Annotated in this window: 16 protein-coding genes; all 16 read left to right on the forward strand. The window is 41.4% G+C overall.

Annotation, left to right across the window (positions count from 1 at the left end):
- The first annotated feature begins 91 nt into the window (after nucleotides 1–91).
- Nucleotides 92–505 (forward strand): 30S ribosomal protein S12, encoded by a 414-nt coding sequence (gene rpsL, locus D8886_RS07435; RefSeq protein WP_002893867.1) that lies wholly within the window; start codon nucleotides 92–94, stop codon nucleotides 503–505.
- Nucleotides 506–524: 19 nt separating this feature from the next.
- Complete coding sequence (rpsG, locus tag D8886_RS07440) at nucleotides 525–995, forward strand: 30S ribosomal protein S7 (protein ID WP_125434874.1); 471 nt, start codon at nucleotides 525–527, stop codon at nucleotides 993–995.
- Between the two features lie 276 nt (nucleotides 996–1,271).
- A complete protein-coding gene (gene fusA / locus D8886_RS07445) occupies nucleotides 1,272–3,353 on the forward strand; it encodes an elongation factor G (protein ID WP_125434876.1) in 2,082 nt (693 codons plus the stop codon).
- Nucleotides 3,354–3,675: 322 nt separating this feature from the next.
- The gene (gene gap / locus D8886_RS07450; protein ID WP_002893859.1) at nucleotides 3,676–4,683 is read left to right on the forward strand and encodes a type I glyceraldehyde-3-phosphate dehydrogenase; all 1,008 of its coding nucleotides are present in this window, start codon (nucleotides 3,676–3,678) and stop codon (nucleotides 4,681–4,683) included.
- A 351-nt stretch (nucleotides 4,684–5,034) separates the two neighbouring features.
- Nucleotides 5,035–6,849, forward strand: a complete 1,815-nt coding sequence (glmS, locus tag D8886_RS07455) for a glutamine--fructose-6-phosphate transaminase (isomerizing) (RefSeq protein WP_125434878.1) — start codon at nucleotides 5,035–5,037, stop codon at nucleotides 6,847–6,849.
- A gap of 248 nt (nucleotides 6,850–7,097) precedes the next feature.
- Nucleotides 7,098–8,873, forward strand: a complete 1,776-nt coding sequence (locus D8886_RS07460) for a PTS mannitol transporter subunit IIBC (protein ID WP_125434880.1) — start codon at nucleotides 7,098–7,100, stop codon at nucleotides 8,871–8,873.
- Nucleotides 8,874–8,890: 17 nt separating this feature from the next.
- Nucleotides 8,891–10,846 carry a BglG family transcription antiterminator gene (locus D8886_RS07465; RefSeq protein WP_125434882.1) on the forward strand — a complete coding sequence of 652 codons (1,956 nt, stop codon included), beginning with the start codon at nucleotides 8,891–8,893 and terminating at the stop codon, nucleotides 10,844–10,846.
- 1 nt (nucleotide 10,847) lies between these two features.
- A complete protein-coding gene (locus D8886_RS07470) occupies nucleotides 10,848–11,285 on the forward strand; it encodes a PTS mannitol transporter subunit IIA (RefSeq protein WP_125434884.1) in 438 nt (145 codons plus the stop codon).
- Nucleotides 11,286–11,346: 61 nt separating this feature from the next.
- Nucleotides 11,347–12,489 (forward strand): mannitol-1-phosphate 5-dehydrogenase, encoded by a 1,143-nt coding sequence (locus D8886_RS07475; RefSeq protein ID WP_125434886.1) that lies wholly within the window; start codon nucleotides 11,347–11,349, stop codon nucleotides 12,487–12,489.
- Nucleotides 12,490–12,761: 272 nt separating this feature from the next.
- The gene (locus tag D8886_RS07480; RefSeq protein WP_125434888.1) at nucleotides 12,762–13,808 is read left to right on the forward strand and encodes a uroporphyrinogen decarboxylase family protein; all 1,047 of its coding nucleotides are present in this window, start codon (nucleotides 12,762–12,764) and stop codon (nucleotides 13,806–13,808) included.
- Between the two features lie 56 nt (nucleotides 13,809–13,864).
- Nucleotides 13,865–14,065: a hypothetical protein gene (locus D8886_RS07485; protein ID WP_125434890.1), complete on the forward strand. Its 201-nt coding sequence runs from the start codon at nucleotides 13,865–13,867 to the stop codon at nucleotides 14,063–14,065.
- 88 nt (nucleotides 14,066–14,153) lie between these two features.
- Complete coding sequence (locus D8886_RS07490; RefSeq protein WP_125434892.1) at nucleotides 14,154–15,155, forward strand: uroporphyrinogen decarboxylase family protein; 1,002 nt, start codon at nucleotides 14,154–14,156, stop codon at nucleotides 15,153–15,155.
- Nucleotides 15,156–15,170: 15 nt separating this feature from the next.
- Nucleotides 15,171–16,055: a transporter substrate-binding domain-containing protein gene (locus D8886_RS07495; protein ID WP_125434894.1), complete on the forward strand. Its 885-nt coding sequence runs from the start codon at nucleotides 15,171–15,173 to the stop codon at nucleotides 16,053–16,055.
- A gap of 195 nt (nucleotides 16,056–16,250) precedes the next feature.
- Complete coding sequence (locus tag D8886_RS07500) at nucleotides 16,251–16,943, forward strand: amino acid ABC transporter permease (protein WP_002916549.1); 693 nt, start codon at nucleotides 16,251–16,253, stop codon at nucleotides 16,941–16,943.
- A gap of 3 nt (nucleotides 16,944–16,946) precedes the next feature.
- Nucleotides 16,947–17,633 (forward strand): amino acid ABC transporter permease, encoded by a 687-nt coding sequence (locus D8886_RS07505; protein WP_002928001.1) that lies wholly within the window; start codon nucleotides 16,947–16,949, stop codon nucleotides 17,631–17,633.
- Nucleotides 17,634–17,645: 12 nt separating this feature from the next.
- On the forward strand, nucleotides 17,646–18,410 hold the full coding sequence (locus D8886_RS07510) for an amino acid ABC transporter ATP-binding protein (protein WP_125434896.1): 765 nt from the start codon (nucleotides 17,646–17,648) through the stop codon (nucleotides 18,408–18,410).
- Nucleotides 18,411–18,615 lie beyond the last annotated feature (205 nt).

An 18,615-nucleotide genomic window follows, 5' to 3' on the forward strand; every position in this document is an offset into this window, starting at 1 on the left:
ACGTGCTGACAAATGTTGCAAAAGTACACGCAGATGGTAGCTGTCACCAAGTGTATCATCACCAAAATTAAAAAAATACAGGAGAATGTAGATGCCTACAATTAACCAATTGGTTCGCAAACCGCGTAAATCAAAAGTAGAAAAATCTAAATCACCAGCTTTGAACGTTGGATACAACAGCCATAAAAAAGTTCAAACAAACGTATCTTCACCACAAAAACGTGGAGTTGCAACTCGTGTCGGAACTATGACACCTAAGAAACCGAACTCTGCCCTTCGTAAGTTTGCCCGTGTACGTCTGAGCAACCTGATTGAAGTTACAGCTTACATCCCAGGTATCGGACACAACCTGCAAGAGCACAGCGTAGTGCTTCTTCGTGGTGGACGTGTAAAAGACCTTCCAGGGGTACGTTACCATATCGTCCGCGGTGCACTTGATACAGCAGGTGTTACTGATCGTAAACAAGGCCGTTCTAAATACGGTACTAAAAAACCAAAAGCATAAGGAAAGGGGAGAAAGATAAATGAGTCGTAAAAACCAAGCGCCTAAGCGCGAAGTATTGCCAGATCCGCTTTACAATTCAAAATTAGTTACTCGTCTTATCAACCGCGTTATGCTTGATGGTAAGCGTGGTACAGCGGCTTCTATCGTTTACGGAGCTTTTAACCAAATCAAAGAAGCAACTGGAAACGATGCGTTGGAAGTATTTGAAACAGCTATGGAAAACATCATGCCTGTACTTGAAGTTCGTGCTCGCCGTGTCGGTGGTTCAAACTACCAAGTTCCGGTTGAAGTTCGTCCAGAACGCCGTACAACTCTTGGACTTCGCTGGTTGGTAACTATTGCTCGTCAACGTGGTGAGCACACAATGGTTGATCGCCTTGCAAAAGAAATCTTGGATGCATCTAACAATACTGGTGCAGCTGTTAAGAAACGTGAAGATACTCACCGTATGGCTGAAGCCAACCGTGCCTTCGCACACTTCCGTTGGTAAGATTATGACACCAAGAGCGCTAAAGGCGCAAGGCAAAAATAGGAAACTGATGCAGTGTTCAAAGAACACAAAGCAGTTTATCTTTTTTGCGCAGAGCCTCGCTCGGGTTCAAATTAGCTAAAACGATTAGTATTAGCTATCATTCAACTGATTATCTCACAAGTTGAAACCAACAAAAACAAGATAAGCATTGAGAACGGGTAGGTCCTGCCTATCCGTTTTTGCTAAATAATGTTATAATAAACTGTAAAATAAATTAATAGGAGAAATAACCAAATGGCTCGCGAATTTTCACTTGAAAAAACTCGTAATATCGGTATCATGGCCCACGTCGATGCTGGTAAAACAACAACAACTGAGCGTATTCTTTACTACACTGGTAAAATCCACAAAATCGGTGAAACTCACGAAGGTGCGTCACAAATGGACTGGATGGAGCAAGAGCAAGAGCGTGGTATCACTATCACATCTGCTGCGACAACTGCTCAATGGAACAACCACCGTGTAAACATCATCGACACACCAGGACACGTGGACTTTACAATCGAAGTACAACGTTCTCTTCGTGTCTTGGATGGTGCGGTTACTGTTCTTGACTCACAATCAGGTGTTGAGCCTCAAACTGAAACAGTTTGGCGCCAAGCAACTGAGTATGGAGTTCCTCGTATCGTATTTGCTAACAAAATGGACAAAATCGGTGCTGACTTCCTTTACTCAGTAAGCACTCTACATGACCGTCTTCAAGCAAATGCTCACCCAATTCAATTGCCAATCGGTGCTGAGGATGACTTCCGTGGTATCATTGACTTGATCAAGATGAAGGCTGAAATCTATACCAACGACCTTGGTACAGATATCTTGGAAGAAGATATTCCTGCTGAATACCTTGAACAAGCACAAGAATATCGTGAAAAATTGGTGGAAGCAGTTGCGGAAACTGATGAAGACTTGATGATGAAATACCTTGAAGGTGAAGAAATCACTAACGAAGAATTGAAAGCTGGTATCCGTAAAGCAACTATCAACGTTGAATTCTTCCCAGTATTGTGTGGTTCAGCCTTCAAGAACAAGGGTGTTCAATTGATGCTTGATGCAGTTATCGATTACTTGCCAAGCCCACTTGATATCCCAGCAATCAAAGGTATCAACCCAGATACAGATGAAGAAGAAACTCGTCCTGCATCTGATGAAGAGCCATTTGCAGCTCTTGCCTTCAAGATCATGACTGACCCATTCGTAGGTCGCTTGACTTTCTTCCGTGTTTACTCAGGTGTCTTGAACAGCGGTTCATACGTATTGAACACTTCTAAAGGTAAACGTGAGCGTATTGGACGTATCCTGCAAATGCACGCCAACAGCCGTAACGAAATTGAAACTGTTTATGCAGGTGATATCGCTGCTGCAGTAGGTTTGAAAGATACAACTACTGGTGACTCACTGACTGATGAAAAAGCTAAAATCATCCTTGAGTCTATCAACGTTCCAGAACCAGTTATCCAATTGATGGTTGAGCCTAAGTCTAAGGCTGACCAAGACAAGATGGGTATTGCCCTGCAAAAACTGGCTGAAGAAGATCCTACTTTCCGCGTTGAAACAAACGTTGAAACTGGTGAAACAGTTATCTCTGGTATGGGTGAGCTTCACTTGGATGTCCTTGTTGACCGTATGCGTCGTGAGTTCAAGGTTGAAGCTAACGTAGGTGCACCTCAAGTATCTTACCGTGAAACTTTCCGTGCTTCTACTCAAGCTCGTGGATTCTTCAAACGCCAATCTGGTGGTAAGGGTCAATTCGGTGACGTATGGATTGAGTTTACACCGAACGAAGAAGGAAAAGGCTTCGAGTTTGAAAATGCTATCGTCGGTGGTGTGGTTCCACGTGAATTCATTCCAGCGGTAGAAAAAGGTTTGGTTGAGTCAATGGCTAATGGTGTCCTTGCTGGTTACCCAATCGTTGACGTGAAAGCTAAACTTTACGATGGTTCATACCACGATGTTGACTCATCTGAAACAGCCTTCAAGGTTGCGGCTTCACTTGCTTTGAAAGAAGCTGCTAAGACTGCACAACCAGCTATCCTTGAGCCAATGATGTTGGTAACAATCACTGTTCCTGAAGAAAACCTTGGTGACGTTATGGGTCACGTAACAGCTCGTCGTGGACGTGTTGACGGTATGGAAGCGCATGGCAACAGCCAAATCGTTCGTGCTTATGTTCCACTTGCTGAAATGTTCGGTTATGCGACAGTTCTTCGTTCAGCATCACAAGGACGTGGTACCTTCATGATGGTATTTGACCACTACGAAGATGTACCTAAGTCAGTACAAGAAGAAATCATTAAGAAAAATAAAGGTGAAGCTTAAGCTTTGAGCTGAACCTAGGCACTCGCGTTTGCGGGTGCTTTTTCTATTTTTGGAGAACTGTCCCCTCAATAAAAAGGGGAAATGATTGATTTTGTAAGTTGTATTTCTACATTTTCAAAAGATACTGCTTTGCTTTTTCAAATCAATGAAAGCCGAAATGAAAGTTAGTGAAAGAATTCGTAATACTTGTTAATAACAATGAAATCAGTTGCATTTTACCTCAATTAAGTATATAATAGAAATGTTGAAAGGTGATTTGTAGCAACTCAAGTTACTCTTTTCACATAAAAATTTTTTGATTTTCATAAGGAGGAAATCACGAATGGTAGTTAAAGTTGGTATTAACGGTTTCGGTCGTATCGGTCGTCTTGCTTTCCGTCGTATCCAAAACGTAGAAGGTGTTGAAGTTACTCGCATCAACGACCTTACAGATCCAGTAATGCTTGCACACCTGTTGAAATATGACACAACTCAAGGTCGTTTCGATGGTACTGTTGAAGTTAAAGAAGGTGGATTCGAAGTTAACGGTAAATTCGTTAAAGTTTCTGCTGAACGTGACCCAGAACAAATTGACTGGGCTACTGACGGTGTAGAAATCGTTCTTGAAGCAACTGGTTTCTTTGCTAAGAAAGATGCTGCTGAAAAACACCTTAAAGGTGGTGCTAAGAAAGTTGTTATCACTGCTCCTGGTGGAAATGACGTTAAGACAGTTGTATTTAACACTAACCACGATGTTCTTGACGGTACTGAAACAGTTATCTCAGGTGCTTCATGTACTACAAACTGCTTGGCTCCAATGGCTAAAGCGCTTCAAGACAACTTCGGTGTTGTTGAAGGATTGATGACTACTATCCACGCTTACACTGGTGACCAAATGATCCTTGACGGACCACACCGTGGTGGTGACCTTCGTCGTGCTCGCGCTGGTGCTGCAAACATCGTTCCTAACTCAACTGGTGCTGCTAAAGCTATCGGCTTGGTTATCCCAGAATTGAACGGTAAATTGGACGGATCTGCACAACGCGTTCCAACTCCAACTGGATCAGTTACTGAATTGGTTGCTGTTCTTGAAAAGAACGTAACAGTTGATGAAGTAAACGCAGCTATGAAAGCAGCAGCTAACGAATCATACGGTTACACAGAAGATCCAATCGTATCTTCAGATATCGTAGGTATGTCTTACGGTTCATTGTTCGACGCAACTCAAACTAAAGTTCTTGATGTTGACGGCAAACAATTGGTTAAAGTTGTATCATGGTACGACAACGAAATGTCTTACACTGCACAACTTGTACGTACTCTTGAATACTTCGCGAAAATCGCTAAATAATTCAATGGTAAAAGAAAGAGGCTCATTTGAGTCTCTTTTTCTGTACCTTGCTTTGTGAGAATCATCAAAGACAGGGCTGTGGTTTATTGAGCTTCTATTTTCCAAATTTTTAGTCATAGAGAAAGTCATTTTTACTATATCTGTCCATTTTTATAAATGCTTCAAGGGGCTGTTTTGCGGTAAGAGAAGCTAAGCATACTTTTCTTAAAGAAAACTATACCAATTTTACACTTGACAAACCAAAAAACTGTGTGTATACTAGCTTTGTTGGAGTTATTTAACTTCAAGCGAACTATACCAATTTTTAAAAAGAAGGGCTGGTTTCTAAGGCTAGAAATCAGAAGTAACGTTATGTGTGGAATTGTCGGAGTTGTCGGAAATCGCAACGCAACAGATATTTTGATGCAGGGCTTGGAAAAGCTGGAATACCGAGGTTATGACTCAGCTGGAATTTTTGTAACAACAGGGAAAACTTCTAGTCTAGTCAAGTCTGTCGGTCGTATCGCTGACCTACATGCTAAAATTGGCATTGATGTTGCTGGGACTACTGGTATCGGACATACTCGTTGGGCTACTCATGGAAAACCAAGTGAAAACAATGCCCATCCTCATACTTCACAGACCGGCCGTTTTGTCTTGGTTCACAACGGTGTGATTGAGAACTACCTTGATATTAAGAATACTTATTTAGCTGGTCATGACTTCAAGGGGCAGACAGATACAGAGATTGCTGTGCATCTGATTGGCAAATTTGCTGAAGAAGAAGGTTTGTCTGTTTTAGAAGCCTTTAAAAAAGCTCTTCACATTATACGTGGTTCTTATGCCTTTGCTTTGGTGGATTCAGAAGATGCAGATGTTATCTATGTTGCTAAAAATAAATCTCCACTTTTAGTCGGACTAGGTGAAGGCTACAATATGGTCTGCTCAGATGCCATGGCCATGATTCGTGAGACAAGTCAGTTTATGGAAATTCATGATCAAGAGCTGGTTATTGTCCGTAAAGACAGTGTGGAAGTGCAGGATTATGACGGGCATACTCTGGAGCGTGAAAGCTATACTGCTGAGCTAGATCTGTCCGATATCGGTAAGGGGACTTATCCATACTATATGCTCAAAGAAATCGATGAGCAGCCAACTGTGATGCGTAAGCTAATCAACACATACTCTGATGAGAATCAACAGATGGTTGTGGATCCTGAGATTGTTAAAACGGTTCAGGAGGCAGATCGAATTTATATCATTGCAGCTGGAACTTCTTATAATGCAGGTTATGCTTCTAAAACGATGCTAGAAGAATTAACTGATACACCTGTGGAATTGGGTATTGCATCTGAATGGGGTTATGCTATGCCGCTACTGAGCAAAAAACCAATGTTTATTTTGCTTAGTCAGTCAGGTGAAACTGCTGATAGTCGTCAAGTTTTAGTAAAAGCTAATGAAATGGGAATTCCAAGTTTAACTGTAACTAATGTTCCAGGCTCTACACTATCTCGTGAAGCAACTTATACTATGTTATTGCATGCTGGTCCAGAAATTGCTGTAGCTTCAACTAAGGCTTATACAGGACAAGTGGCGACATTAGCATTTCTTGCTAAGGCAGTTGGTGAAGCTAATGGTAATGAAAAAGCTAAAAAGTTTGATTTAGTGCGTGAACTATCAATTGTAGCTCAGTCTATTGAGTCTACACTTTCAGAGAAAGAATTGATTGAAGAAAAGGTTAGAGGACTCTTAGAAACAACTCGTAATGCTTTCTACATTGGACGTGGTCAGGACTACTATGTAGTTATGGAGGCTAGCCTAAAACTTAAGGAAATTTCTTATATTCAGTGTGAAGGTTTTGCAGCTGGGGAACTTAAACATGGAACTATATCTTTAATTGAGGATGGTACACCTGTTATTGCCTTAATTTCTGACAATCCAACCGTTGCTTCTCATACTCGTGGTAATATTTCTGAAGTAGTAGCTCGTGGAGCTAATGCTCTGACTATTGTGGAAGAAGGAATAGAAAAAGAAGGTGATGACATTATTATTAATAAAGTTCATCCATATCTATCTAGTATTTCTATGGTTATTCCTACTCAATTGATTGCTTACTATGCTTCACTTCACCGTGGACTGGATGTAGATAAACCACGTAATTTGGCTAAGGCTGTTACAGTTGAATAAATAATAAATAGATGAACAATAGGCGTAAGATTGGGAGGGTTATCTCTTAGATTTTACAGCCTATTTTTTATAACTCATAATTTGAATTTTTGATGCGGTTTTCGGTACATTTTGTTTTGTAATATGGTATAAAAAGAGAATTTTGTGACAAAAGTTGATTTTTTGGCACAAAATCTGTGACAAAGCTTTAGTTTTAAGCGCTTTCATTTTTGTATATACTAGATTCAAAGAAAAGGAGGAAAATCCTAATGGAAGCAAAAGTATCTTTGAAAGTTAGAGTTCAAAAACTGGGAACATCACTGTCAAACATGGTTATGCCCAATATTGGGGCTTTTATTGCTTGGGGAGTGTTAACTGCCCTCTTCATTCCTGATGGCTATCTACCAAATGAACAATTGGCTGCCATTGTTGGTCCTATGTTGACTTATCTACTGCCGACTCTAATTGGTTATACAGGTGGTTATGTAATTCATGGACAACGTGGTGCCGTCGTAGGGGCTATTGCTACTGTTGGTGCAATTACAGGTTCTAGTGTTCCAATGTTTATCGGAGCTATGGTAATGGGACCACTGGGAGGATGGACTATCAAGAAATTTGATGAGAAGTTCCAGGAAAAAATTCGTCCCGGCTTTGAAATGTTAGTTAATAACTTCTCAGCTGGTCTAGTTGGTTTTGCATTATTGCTTTTGGCTTTCTACGCAATCGGTCCAGTCGTATCGACTCTTACTGGAGCTGTTGGAAATGGTGTTGAGGCTATTGTCAATGCTAAACTCCTACCTTTGGCAAACATTATCATCGAACCAGCAAAGGTACTTTTCCTTAATAATGCTCTTAATCATGGAATCTTTACACCTCTGGGAGCTGAGCAAGTATCTCAAGCTGGTAAATCTGTTCTCTTCCTCTTAGAGGCTAATCCTGGACCAGGTCTAGGTATCCTCTTGGCTTACGCTTTGTTTGGTAAAGGTTCTGCGAAATCTTCTTCTTGGGGAGCAATGGTTATCCATTTCTTCGGTGGTATCCATGAAATATACTTCCCTTATGTTATGATGAAGCCAGCTCTTTTCCTAGCTGCGATTGCTGGAGGTGTGTCAGGTACCTTTACATTCCAATTTTTAGATGCTGGTCTTAAATCTCCAGCTTCTCCAGGATCTATCATTGCGATTATGGCTATGGCTCCAAAAGGTGTGTGGCCTCATCTTAATGTCCTGCTTGGGGTATTAGTGGGAGCAATTGTCTCCTTCCTTGTAGCAGCTCTTATCCTACGTGCAGATAAGTCGACTGATGATTCGTTAGAAGCTGCTCAAGCTGCTACTCAAGCCGCTAAGGCTAAATCTAAGGGGCAAGTAGTTCCAGTAGCTGTAGATACAAACATTTCAAGAGATTCAGTAGAGAAAATTATTTTTGCTTGTGATGCTGGCATGGGGAGTTCTGCGATGGGAGCAAGTATTCTTCGTGATAAGGTTAAAAAAGCAGGTCTGGGAATTCCAGTATCTAATCAGGCTATCTCAAATTTGGTTGATACACCAAAAACATTAATTGTTACTCAGGAAGAACTGACACCAAGAGCTAAAGGCAAGAGTCCAAGTGCTATTCATGTTTCTGTCGATAATTTCTTAGCGTCCCCTCGTTATGATGAAATTGTAGCTTCATTAACAGGAGCTGCTCCAATAGCAGAAATTGAAGGAGATATACCAACTTCAGCACCAGTAGATGGTCAGGAAATTGACCTTAACCATATTGATGCTGTAGTAGTTGCTTATGGTGAAGCACAAGGATCTGCAACTATGGGCTGTGAAACGATTCGGGCTATCTTTAGAAACAAGAATATTCGTATTCCAGTTTCTACTGCCAAAATTTCAGAATTAGGTGAATTTAATTCTAAAAACATAATGATTGTAACAACTATTGCTTTACAGGCAGAAGTGCAGCAAGCAGCACCGAATTCTCAATTTCTTATTGTGGATAGTTTAGTAACAACACCAGAATATGATAAAATGGTTGCTAGAATGTATAAATATAACTAGAGGTTTCTAAATTACGAATGCTATTAACCAAACGAGAAGAACAATTATTGAAGGCTTTCCTACATGTAGGGAAGCTTTCAATGCAAGACATGACTGAAATCTTACAGGTCTCATCTAGAACAATTTATCGGACTTTATCAGATTTGACAGATAGCATAGAGCAATATGGGATTGAAATAGCGAAGCGTGGGAAATACTATATTTTGACTGGCGAACTGGACGATTTACCGACAGAACTTGAAGTGTTAGTTGAGTATAGTCCCCAAGAAAGACAAGAGTTGATTACTTATCGCCTTCTGACTGAGAATGGTTTTGTCACCAATGAAGCCTTGCAAGAGTGCATGAAAGTCAGTAATGTAACTATTATTCAGGATATTTCAGATATTGATAAGCGTCTTTTAGACTTTGATCTGAAAATTGAACGGCAAAAAGGGTATCGCATTTCTGGTGATTCAGTTAGTAAGAGAAGATTTTTGGCTATTTTACTGACAAACTGTATCTCAGTAGCAGATTTTTCAACCGGTAATTTTGGGAGCTTTAATATTTTAGAAGCAGATAGAACTAGGCTGGCCAGTCAGATTGTTAATAAGCAACTGTCAGGTTTTCCAGATATGGATGCTAGGATGAAGATGTTTTTTGCGATCTTGTTATCTCTTATAGGTCAGGAACAAAACATTGAAAATTTGCCTAATACTAGTAAGCAAGCTTTGGAAATTTCTCAAAAAATTTTTCAAGCATACTCTAAGCAGACTGAGCAATTTTATAGTATTCAGGAAATTATCTATTTTGCGAGCATCTTGGATGAATTAATCATTAAACGTCAGGAAAATCCGCTCTTTACGGAGAAATTTGATGGTGAATTTTTCTACAATATTTCAAATCTGATTGATACGGTTTCTATGTACACCAAGATTGACTTTTTTAAGGACAAGGTTTTATTTAATTTTCTTTTCTATCATATTCGGCTCAGTTTAGGCGTCCCAATCCTTTTTCAGGGTGAAAATTTGCCAGAATCTGTCCAGCTTTTAGTTGAAAGGAATAAATTTCTTTATACAGTCATCAGTCTTTTGGTGAATGATATTTTTCCGAAATATCTTCATACAGAGTATGAGTATGGCATGATTGCCCTGCATTTTATCTCTAGCTTAGGCCGTAGTCCAGAGATTTATCCAGTCCGTATTTTGCTTTTAACGGACGAACGTCGGGTCACTAGAGATTTATTAGTCAGTAAAATTAAGAGTGTTGCTCCTTTTGTAGAGTGGATAGATATTCAGTCTCTAGTAGATTACCACAGTATTGATCTCAATCAGTATGATTATTTTTTATCTACCAAGCCGCTGGCTAATCAGGAAATCGATGTAATTTCTAGTTTTCCAACCGTCAAGGAATTGCTTGAATTGCAGGAACGGCTTCAGTATGTACAGGCACATCGTACAATTGTCGCGCGTGATGCTATCGCTCCAGAGAAAAGTTATGATTTGCAAGATTATTTGATATCTAGCAGTCAGCTTTTGAGTCAATTTGAGTTGGTTCAACTGGAGAATAATCAATCATTTGAGCATACGGTAGAACAAATTATCCAATATCAGAAGAATGTGAGTGACAGAGATTACCTAACAAGAAAACTGCTATCTCACTTCCAGAATAGTCCTATGGCTATTCCTAATACTGGTCTGGTGCTTTTACATAGTCAGTCTAGCAAAGTAACAACAAATAGTTTTACTATGTTTGAACTCAAACTACCTATCTCTGCATTGTCAATGAAACGAGAGAAAGAAGAGGTCAAAAGGTGTCTGTTAATGCTAATGTCTAAGGAGGCTAGCGAGGAAGTGAGAGATTTAATGACAGCTATCAGTCAGTCGATTATTGAAAATCATCTTTATACAGAGATTTACAAGACGGGAAATCAATCCATTATTTATCAGATGCTAAATACTATTTTTAACGAAAAAATTAAGAAATTGGAGAACTAATATGAAACTTGAAAAACATTTGATTAAGCTTGAAAAACAATTTTCTAACAAGGAGGAAGCTATCCGTTATTGTGGGCAAGTTCTTTATGAGGGTGGATATGTTAATGAAAACTATATTGAAGCCATGATTGAGCGTGATAAAGAGCTATCTGTTTACATGGGTAACTTTATCGCCATACCGCATGGAACAGATGCAGCGAAAAAGGATGTCCTCAAGTCTGGTATTACAGTCGTTCAAGTCCCAAGAGGGGTTGATTTTGGGAATGAATCTAACCCTCAAGTGGCAACGGTTCTTTTTGGTATTGCTGGTATTGGTAATGAACACTTAGAAATTATTCAGAAAATTTCTATCTTCTGTGCAGATGTAGATAATGTTCTTAAATTAGCAGATGCTCAGTCAGAAGAGCAAGTGTTGCGTTTACTTGATGCTGTTGAATAATTGAATTTCTTCATTTGTCATCTAGTATATATTTCACTCAAACAAGAAAAGGAGAAATTCAATGAAGCATGCTGTTCATTTTGGTGCCGGCAATATCGGTCGAGGTTTTATAGGCGAAATTCTATTCAAAAATGGTTTTCATATTGACTTTGTGGATGTCAATAATCAGATAATTCATACTCTAAATGAAAAGAGCAAGTATGAAATTGAAATTGCACAGGAAGGACAGCCCCGCATAGAGATAGCTAATGTGGCTGGCATTAATAGTAAGGAACATCCTGAGCAAGTCATTGAAGCGATTCAAAAGGCGAATATCATTACTACTGCAATCGGACCTAATATACTCCCTTTTATCGCTGAACTTCTAGCTAAAGGAATCGAAGCTCGGCGGGCTGCAGGAAATACGCAAGCATTGGATGTTATGGCTTGTGAAAATATGATTGGTGGTTCTCAATTTCTCTATCAAGAAGTCAAGAAACATTTAAGTCCGGAAGGTTTGACATTTGCTGAGAACTACATAGGTTTTCCAAATGCTGCAGTAGACAGGATTGTTCCAGCACAAAGTCATGAAGATCCTCTTTTTGTTGTGGTTGAGCCCTTTAATGAATGGGTTGTTGAAACCAAGCGTCTTAAAAATCCAGATTTACGTCTAGAAGATGTGCATTATGAAGAAGATTTAGAACCTTTTATTGAGCGAAAACTTTTTTCAGTCAATTCTGGACATGCAACTTCAGCTTACATTGGTGCACATTATGGTGCCAAGACAATTTTGGAAGCTCTTCAGAATCCTGATATCAAGTTTCAGATTGAATCCGTTTTAGCTGAAATTCGGAGTCTCTTGATTGCCAAATGGAACTTTGATAAAAAAGAATTGGAGAATTATCACAAAGTCATTATAGAACGTTTTGAAAATCCTTTCATAGTCGATGAGGTTAGTCGAGTAGCTCGTACTCCAATCCGAAAATTAGGTTATAATGAACGATTCATCCGGCCGATACGTGAATTGAAAGAACGCGGTTTGTCTTATGAAAACCTACTTAAAACAGTTGGCTATGCCTTTGACTATCGAGATGTAAATGATGAAGAAAGTGTTAAATTAGAACAACTTTTAAGTAATGAGCCAATCAGAGAAGTTGTTGCTCAGATTACAGGTCTAAATGATCAGGAACTGATAAATCAGATTGTCGTTCTTATCAAAGAGTAAATCAGATTTGAGGTCTCTTCTACTTGCTTAATTGATAGGTAGTAATGAATTTGATAAAAATTTGCGCAGCAGGATTTGCCTATAAAAAATACCTATCTCATCCATAGAAAATATATATGGTCCTTATCTAAAAAGGGTACGAAAAATAAGGGTATTCAGCAGAGTCTGAAAATCCTTGAAAAAGCTAGCTTAGTCTAGCTTTTTTATTTTGCTTTGATAAATATTTTTAATCAGGCTGATAGGGAAAATATATTTCCCAGGAGAAGGAGAGGATGGTAAGATATATTACAAATTCAAAGAAGGAGGAAGTAATGGTCAGCAAGAAAGAATTAGTGCTGAGAGTTTTTCGGGGTGAAGAAGTTGACCGAGTGCCTGTTGGATTCTGGTTTCACTTTGTAAGCCAAGAGGAAAAGATGCTGGGCCTGGACAATCCAATGATTTTCAATAAAAGTGTTGAGGGGCATGCTGCTTATGTTCGAGCTGCACGGCCAGACTTTGTCAAGATTATGAGCGATGGCTTCTTTAAGTATCCTAGCACGCTTTATTCGGATCATGTTGAGTCCATTCGGGACTTAGCTGTTATCCAGTCTATCGGTGAGTATCATCCTTGGATTGAGCAGCAGATTGAGATAGTTAAAGCTGTAAAGGCAAGCTATCCGGAGGACCTCGCTTCCTTCTACAATATTTTTGCGCCGGTCTCCTATCTCAAGCGCTGGTTCCACAGGGAAGGGTCGCGAGGAGATAGAGAAATTGCAGATTTTCTGGCAGAGGATTCCGAGCTGACAAGACATGTTTTAGATGTCATTGCTGGTGATATTGCTATTTTAACTAGACGCATCATTGAGGAAGCGGGCATTGAGGGGATTTATCTTAGTACCCAGCAAATCCAAGACGGCCGAGTAGATGCGGCCAGTTATCGTCGTTATATTGAGCCTAGCACGGTTAAGGTCCTGGAAGCGGCCAATGCGGCTGGCGGTCAGAATATTCTCCACATCTGCGGCTTTGAAGGGGCCAGCAATGATTTGGAGCTGTTCAAAGACTATCCGGCTCAAGTCTTTAACTGGGCAACCCATCATGAGGGGGTCAGCTTAGCGGAAGGGCGCAAGCTCTTTGGCGGTCAGACTGTCCTGGGCGGCTTTGAAAATGGCAGAGCAGCTCTTCTAAATACAGGCAGTCGTGCAGAGTTAGAGGCTGAGACCAAGCAACTGCTGGCTGCAGCTGGCAGTCAGGGAGTGATTCTAGGGGCTGACTGCACTGTACCAGATGATTTCGAAGTAGAAAGACTGGACTGGATTCGTCAGGTAGCTAGTCAGTTCTGATAGATTTGCCAAAGCAATCAAAGGGCAATTTTCAACTCTTTCAAGGAGGAAGATAGATGAATCGGTATCAAAAAAGGCTTGCTGCTCTTGCTCTGATATTCTTGATAATAGGAACCTTTCTGAGCATCAGTCAGATTTATGCCCATCAGTCCTCAGACAAAAAAGAAGACGATTTGCAGGTGCTCAAGAAACTGCCAGAGCAGTCAACTGGCTTGATGCAGCCCAATGATATCGCGGCTCTGCTCTTGTTGGATTAGAATTGTACTTAAAAAGATGAATTAGCCTAATTAAAAAGCTAAAAAACAAATCATTGGCTAGATAGGAATGATAGAAAAAGGAGAGAAGATGACTTCAAAAAGAGACTTAGTACTGAAAGCTTTCAGAGGAGAGCCCGTTGACCGAGTGCCAGTTGGTTTCTGGCATCATTTTACCAGCGAGGATGAGTGGCTGGCTGGTTTTGGAAATCAAGCCATTATTGAGAAAAATCTGGCAGGTCATCAAGCTTTTCAGGCAGAAGTAGAGCCAGACTTTATCAAGCTGATGAGTGATGGTTATTTTGCTTATCCTAACGAGCGCTTGAAAAAAGTCCAATCTATCAAGGAGTTAGCAGATATCGAGCCGCTAGGTGCTGACCACCCTTGGATTAGTGAGCAGGTGGAGCTGGTTCAGAAGATTAAGGCTAACTTTACAGAGGACTTGGTCGCTATTTACAATATTTTTGCGCCAGTGACCTACTTCAAATGGTTGGTCGGCAAGGTTGCTGGAGGAGATGATATCATTGCAGATTTCCTGGCGGAGGATGCGGCGCTCACGAAGCGGGTGCTAGATGTGATTGCTAAAGATATTGCGGCTCTGACGGAGCGGATTATCAAGGAAGCGGGTGCGGATGGAATCTACCTCAGCGTTCAGAGCATTCAGGATGCGCGGGTGTCGGCTGAAGACTATAAGGCTTTTATTGCTCCTAGTGAATTGGCAGTGCTGGAAGCAGCCAATGCGGCTGGCGGAGTGAATATCCTGCACATTTGTGGCTACGAAGGCGCGCGAAACGATGTTCATCTTTTCACAGATTATCCAGCTCAGGTCATCAACTGGGCAGTGGGGCCAGAAGGCATCAGCCTAGCGGAGGGCCGGAAATTGTTTGGCGGTCGCACTGTCCTGGGTGGCTTTGAAAATGGCAAGGATGGCCTGCTCTACACGGGGAGTCAAGCAGCTATTCAAGACGAGACCAAACGGCTGATAGCAGAGTCTGGCAAGGAAGCTTTGATTATCGGGGCTGACTGTACTATTCCAAGCGATATTAAGGCAGAGCGGATTCAGTGGGTTCGCCAAGCAGCAAGCTTAACATAAGAAGGAGACGAAAGAATGAGCAAGAAAAAATGGATTATTGGTGGAGCAGCAGTGATTGCTGTTGTAGCAGCGACTTATTTGGGGCGGACCTTGACAGGTGCTTCATCTAGCAAGACGAGCAGCTCTGCATCTGGCAGTGGCAAGGTCACGACTTTGAAAGTGGCACATACACAGAACTATGTTCCTTATGACTTTGTGGATGAAAAGGGGGAATCAGATGGCTATGAGGTTGCTGTTCTCAAGGCTATTGATGAAAAGTTGCCAGATTATCAGTTTGAATATACTGGCACTAGTGATGAGGATCTTTTAGTCGGTCTGGAATCTGGGAAATATGATATTGGAACCAAGGGAGCATGGTACACCGAAGAGCGGGCGAAGAAGTTCATCATTCCAGAAAGCCCAATCGGGGCTAGCATTATCGGTTTCACTATCCGCAAGGAAGATGCTGAAAAATACAAGAGCATTGATGATTTTGCCAAGGAAAAGGGCAAGTTAGTACCTATTTCTCCGCAGAATGCTCAATGGGCCGTTATCGAAGAGTATAACCAGAAGCATAGCGGTGCTCCTATTGATTTGACTGCAGCAGAGTCCTTCAAGGTTGCTGATGCTTATGCTTGGGTTCTGGAAGGGCGCTACGATGCCTTCTTTGACATTAAGCTGTCTTTTGAAAAAGCTGTGACAGATAAAGAAGGTTCTTACCATCAGTATGCGGATCAACTGACTTGGTTCCCCTACAAGGGGATTCCGACCTATCCACTGCTTCACAAAAACGAAAAAAATGAAGAATTTGCCAAGGCATACGAGAAGGCTACTAAGGAACTGGAAAAAGACGGAACCTTGGCTAAACTATCTGAAAAGTATTTCGGAGAAGATGTCTTCTCTTATGTGGACAAGGATTAGTGGCTACTGTCTGCTGATTATGAAAAATCAAAAGGCTGACTGAGAAACTAGCTAAATACAGAGCTGGTGGCTTCTAAGCTGACCTTGATGCTGTTTGAAGGAATTTTCAAAGAGAGAGCAAGGCTGCTCCAATCTGAAAGTGCCCGTCCAAGAGAAGCTTATTCTATCTAATCACTGTCGAAGGAGAAGAAAATTATGGTCTCGTATGACTTATCCCGTGTCTTTGGCCTGCTGCCTAGTCTGCTGCAGGCTCTGCCGACCACTTTATGGATTATGTTTGTGACAGCATTGATTGGCTCCTTGCTGGGTGGTCTGTTGGCTTGGGCTCAGATTGCTGAGGAGCAGTCTTTTGCTGGTCTGGCTAGAGGATATATATTTATTCTTAGATGTACACCGCCTATTGTCTTACTTTTCTTGGTTTTTTATGGTATTCCAGAGTTTTTAGAATGGTGGCTGGGGCTGGATATCAATAATTGGTCGCGGACTGTTTTTGTCATCATCACCATGATTTTGCTCTTTGCGGCCATGATTGCGGAAGTCTTCAAGGCAGCTTATCTTGCTGTTCCCAAGGGACAGACCGAGGCAGGTCTCAGTATTGGCTTGACACCGGTACAGACTTTTCTGCGCATCGTCCTGCCACAGGCTTTTCGCATCGCCCTGCCCAATCTCACGACTGCCCTTCTTAATCTCATGCGGGATGCTGCTCTGGCTTATACGATTGGGGCAGTTGATGTCATGGGAGCAGGACAAAATCTCATCAGCCGGAATCTGGGAAATTATTCCCTCGAAACCTATACAGCGGTGGCCTTGATTTACTGGGGGATTGCCCTAGTGGTTTCGCTGGCTTCCCAGCTTCTGGAAAAAAGTCTGACAGTCAAGGAGAGGTAAAGCATGGATTTGAATTATATTGTAAATACCTTTCTGGTAACGTTGAAAGGAATTCCAGTAACCCTGATCATTATGGTGGTGGCTATTCTGCTCAGCTTTATTCCGGCTCTGCTTCTAGCTCTGGGGCAGATTTATAAAGTTCGAGGTGTGCGGACCTTTTCGGTGGTTTATCTGGCCTTTATTCGGGCAACGCCGCCCATTTTGCTCATTCTCTTTTTCTACAGTCTTTTTCCTAGCTTACTGAATCAAATATTCAAAAGTCTGGGTAGTCAGGTAGACGTCTTTAAGTTCAATCCGCTTTACTATGCTTTCATCATCTATAGCCTAATGACGACAGGTAGTTTGTCGGAAATACTGCGCTCTGCCATTTTGACAGTGGATAAAGGGCAGTTGGAGGCGGCTCAAGCGATTGGTTTAACGAATTTTCAAGCTTATCGGAGGATTGTTTTTCCTCAGGCATTGCGCTCTGCCCTGCCCAATCTGGCCAATCTGGTTATCAATCTAGTCAAGGGAACCTCGCTGGTGTTTGTCATGACGGTCAAGGATATCACAGCCTTGGCTAAGATAGAGGCCTCCCATTCTTACCAGTATTCAGAGTCTTACCTGGTGATTTTTGTTATTTATCTCATTATTTGTGGCTTGATTCAGTGGATTTTTAGGGACTTGGAAAAGCGCTCCGCTCTTGCTTAGGAAGGAAAGATTATGTTAGAAGTAAAACATATCTCCAAACGATTTGGAGAGCACCAGGTGCTGGCAGATGTCAGTCTCAAGGTCAATCAAGGTGACGTTGTGGTTATTCTGGGACCCTCAGGCTCTGGGAAAACAACATTTCTGCGCTGTCTGAATCACTTAGAAAAAGCGGATGACGGTCAGCTGACTTTGTCTGGTAAGGACTATGATTTGGCTAAACTCAGCAAAAAAGAGATTTTGGAAATTCGTAGAAAGACGGCCTTTGTCTTTCAGCATTATAATCTCTTTGCCAATAAAACGGCCCTTGAAAATATCTTAGAGGGCTTAGTGATCGCTCGTAAGATACCGAGGGAAGAAGCGCTTAAGATTGCGGAAGAGTCCTTGAAGCGCGTGGGCCTCTTGGCCTACAAGGACTATTATCCCTCTCAGCTATCAGGCGGCCAGCAGCAACGGATTGGGATTGCCCGTGCCATTGCTGTCAAGCCAGATGTCATCCTGCTGGATGAGCCAACTTCGGCTCTAGATCCGGAATTGGTCGGCGAAGTTCTCAGCGTCATGAAACAGCTGGCTCAGGAGGGAGTGACCATGGTCGTTGTGACCCACGAGATGAGCTTTGCTCGTGATGTGGCTAACCATGTCATCTTTATGGACGGAGGTCACATAATCGAAGAAAATCCTCCTCAGGAATTCTTCTCTAGTCCGAAGGAAGAGCGGACCAAACAGTTTCTGTCCCGCATTCTGTCGGATGCCAGTTATAGTGTAGAGTATATGATTTAAAATCTGGATTGTGTCCAGATTTTTATTTTGGCTTCAAGCCAGTTTTTCTCGCATAGAAAAACAAGAAAACCACCAGCTAAGCTGGTGGCTGCCAAGGCTTTGAGCTTTCATTTCTTTTTCCTGGTATAATCTACTTGTTCAGGTAAGACAAAGTAGGAAAAAGAAATGTCTAAAACCAGTTACAGTTTATCACATACCAAATGGA

It is taken from the genome of Streptococcus sanguinis, from assembly GCF_003943655.1.
In the GTDB taxonomy this organism is placed as follows: domain Bacteria; phylum Bacillota; class Bacilli; order Lactobacillales; family Streptococcaceae; genus Streptococcus; species Streptococcus sanguinis_F.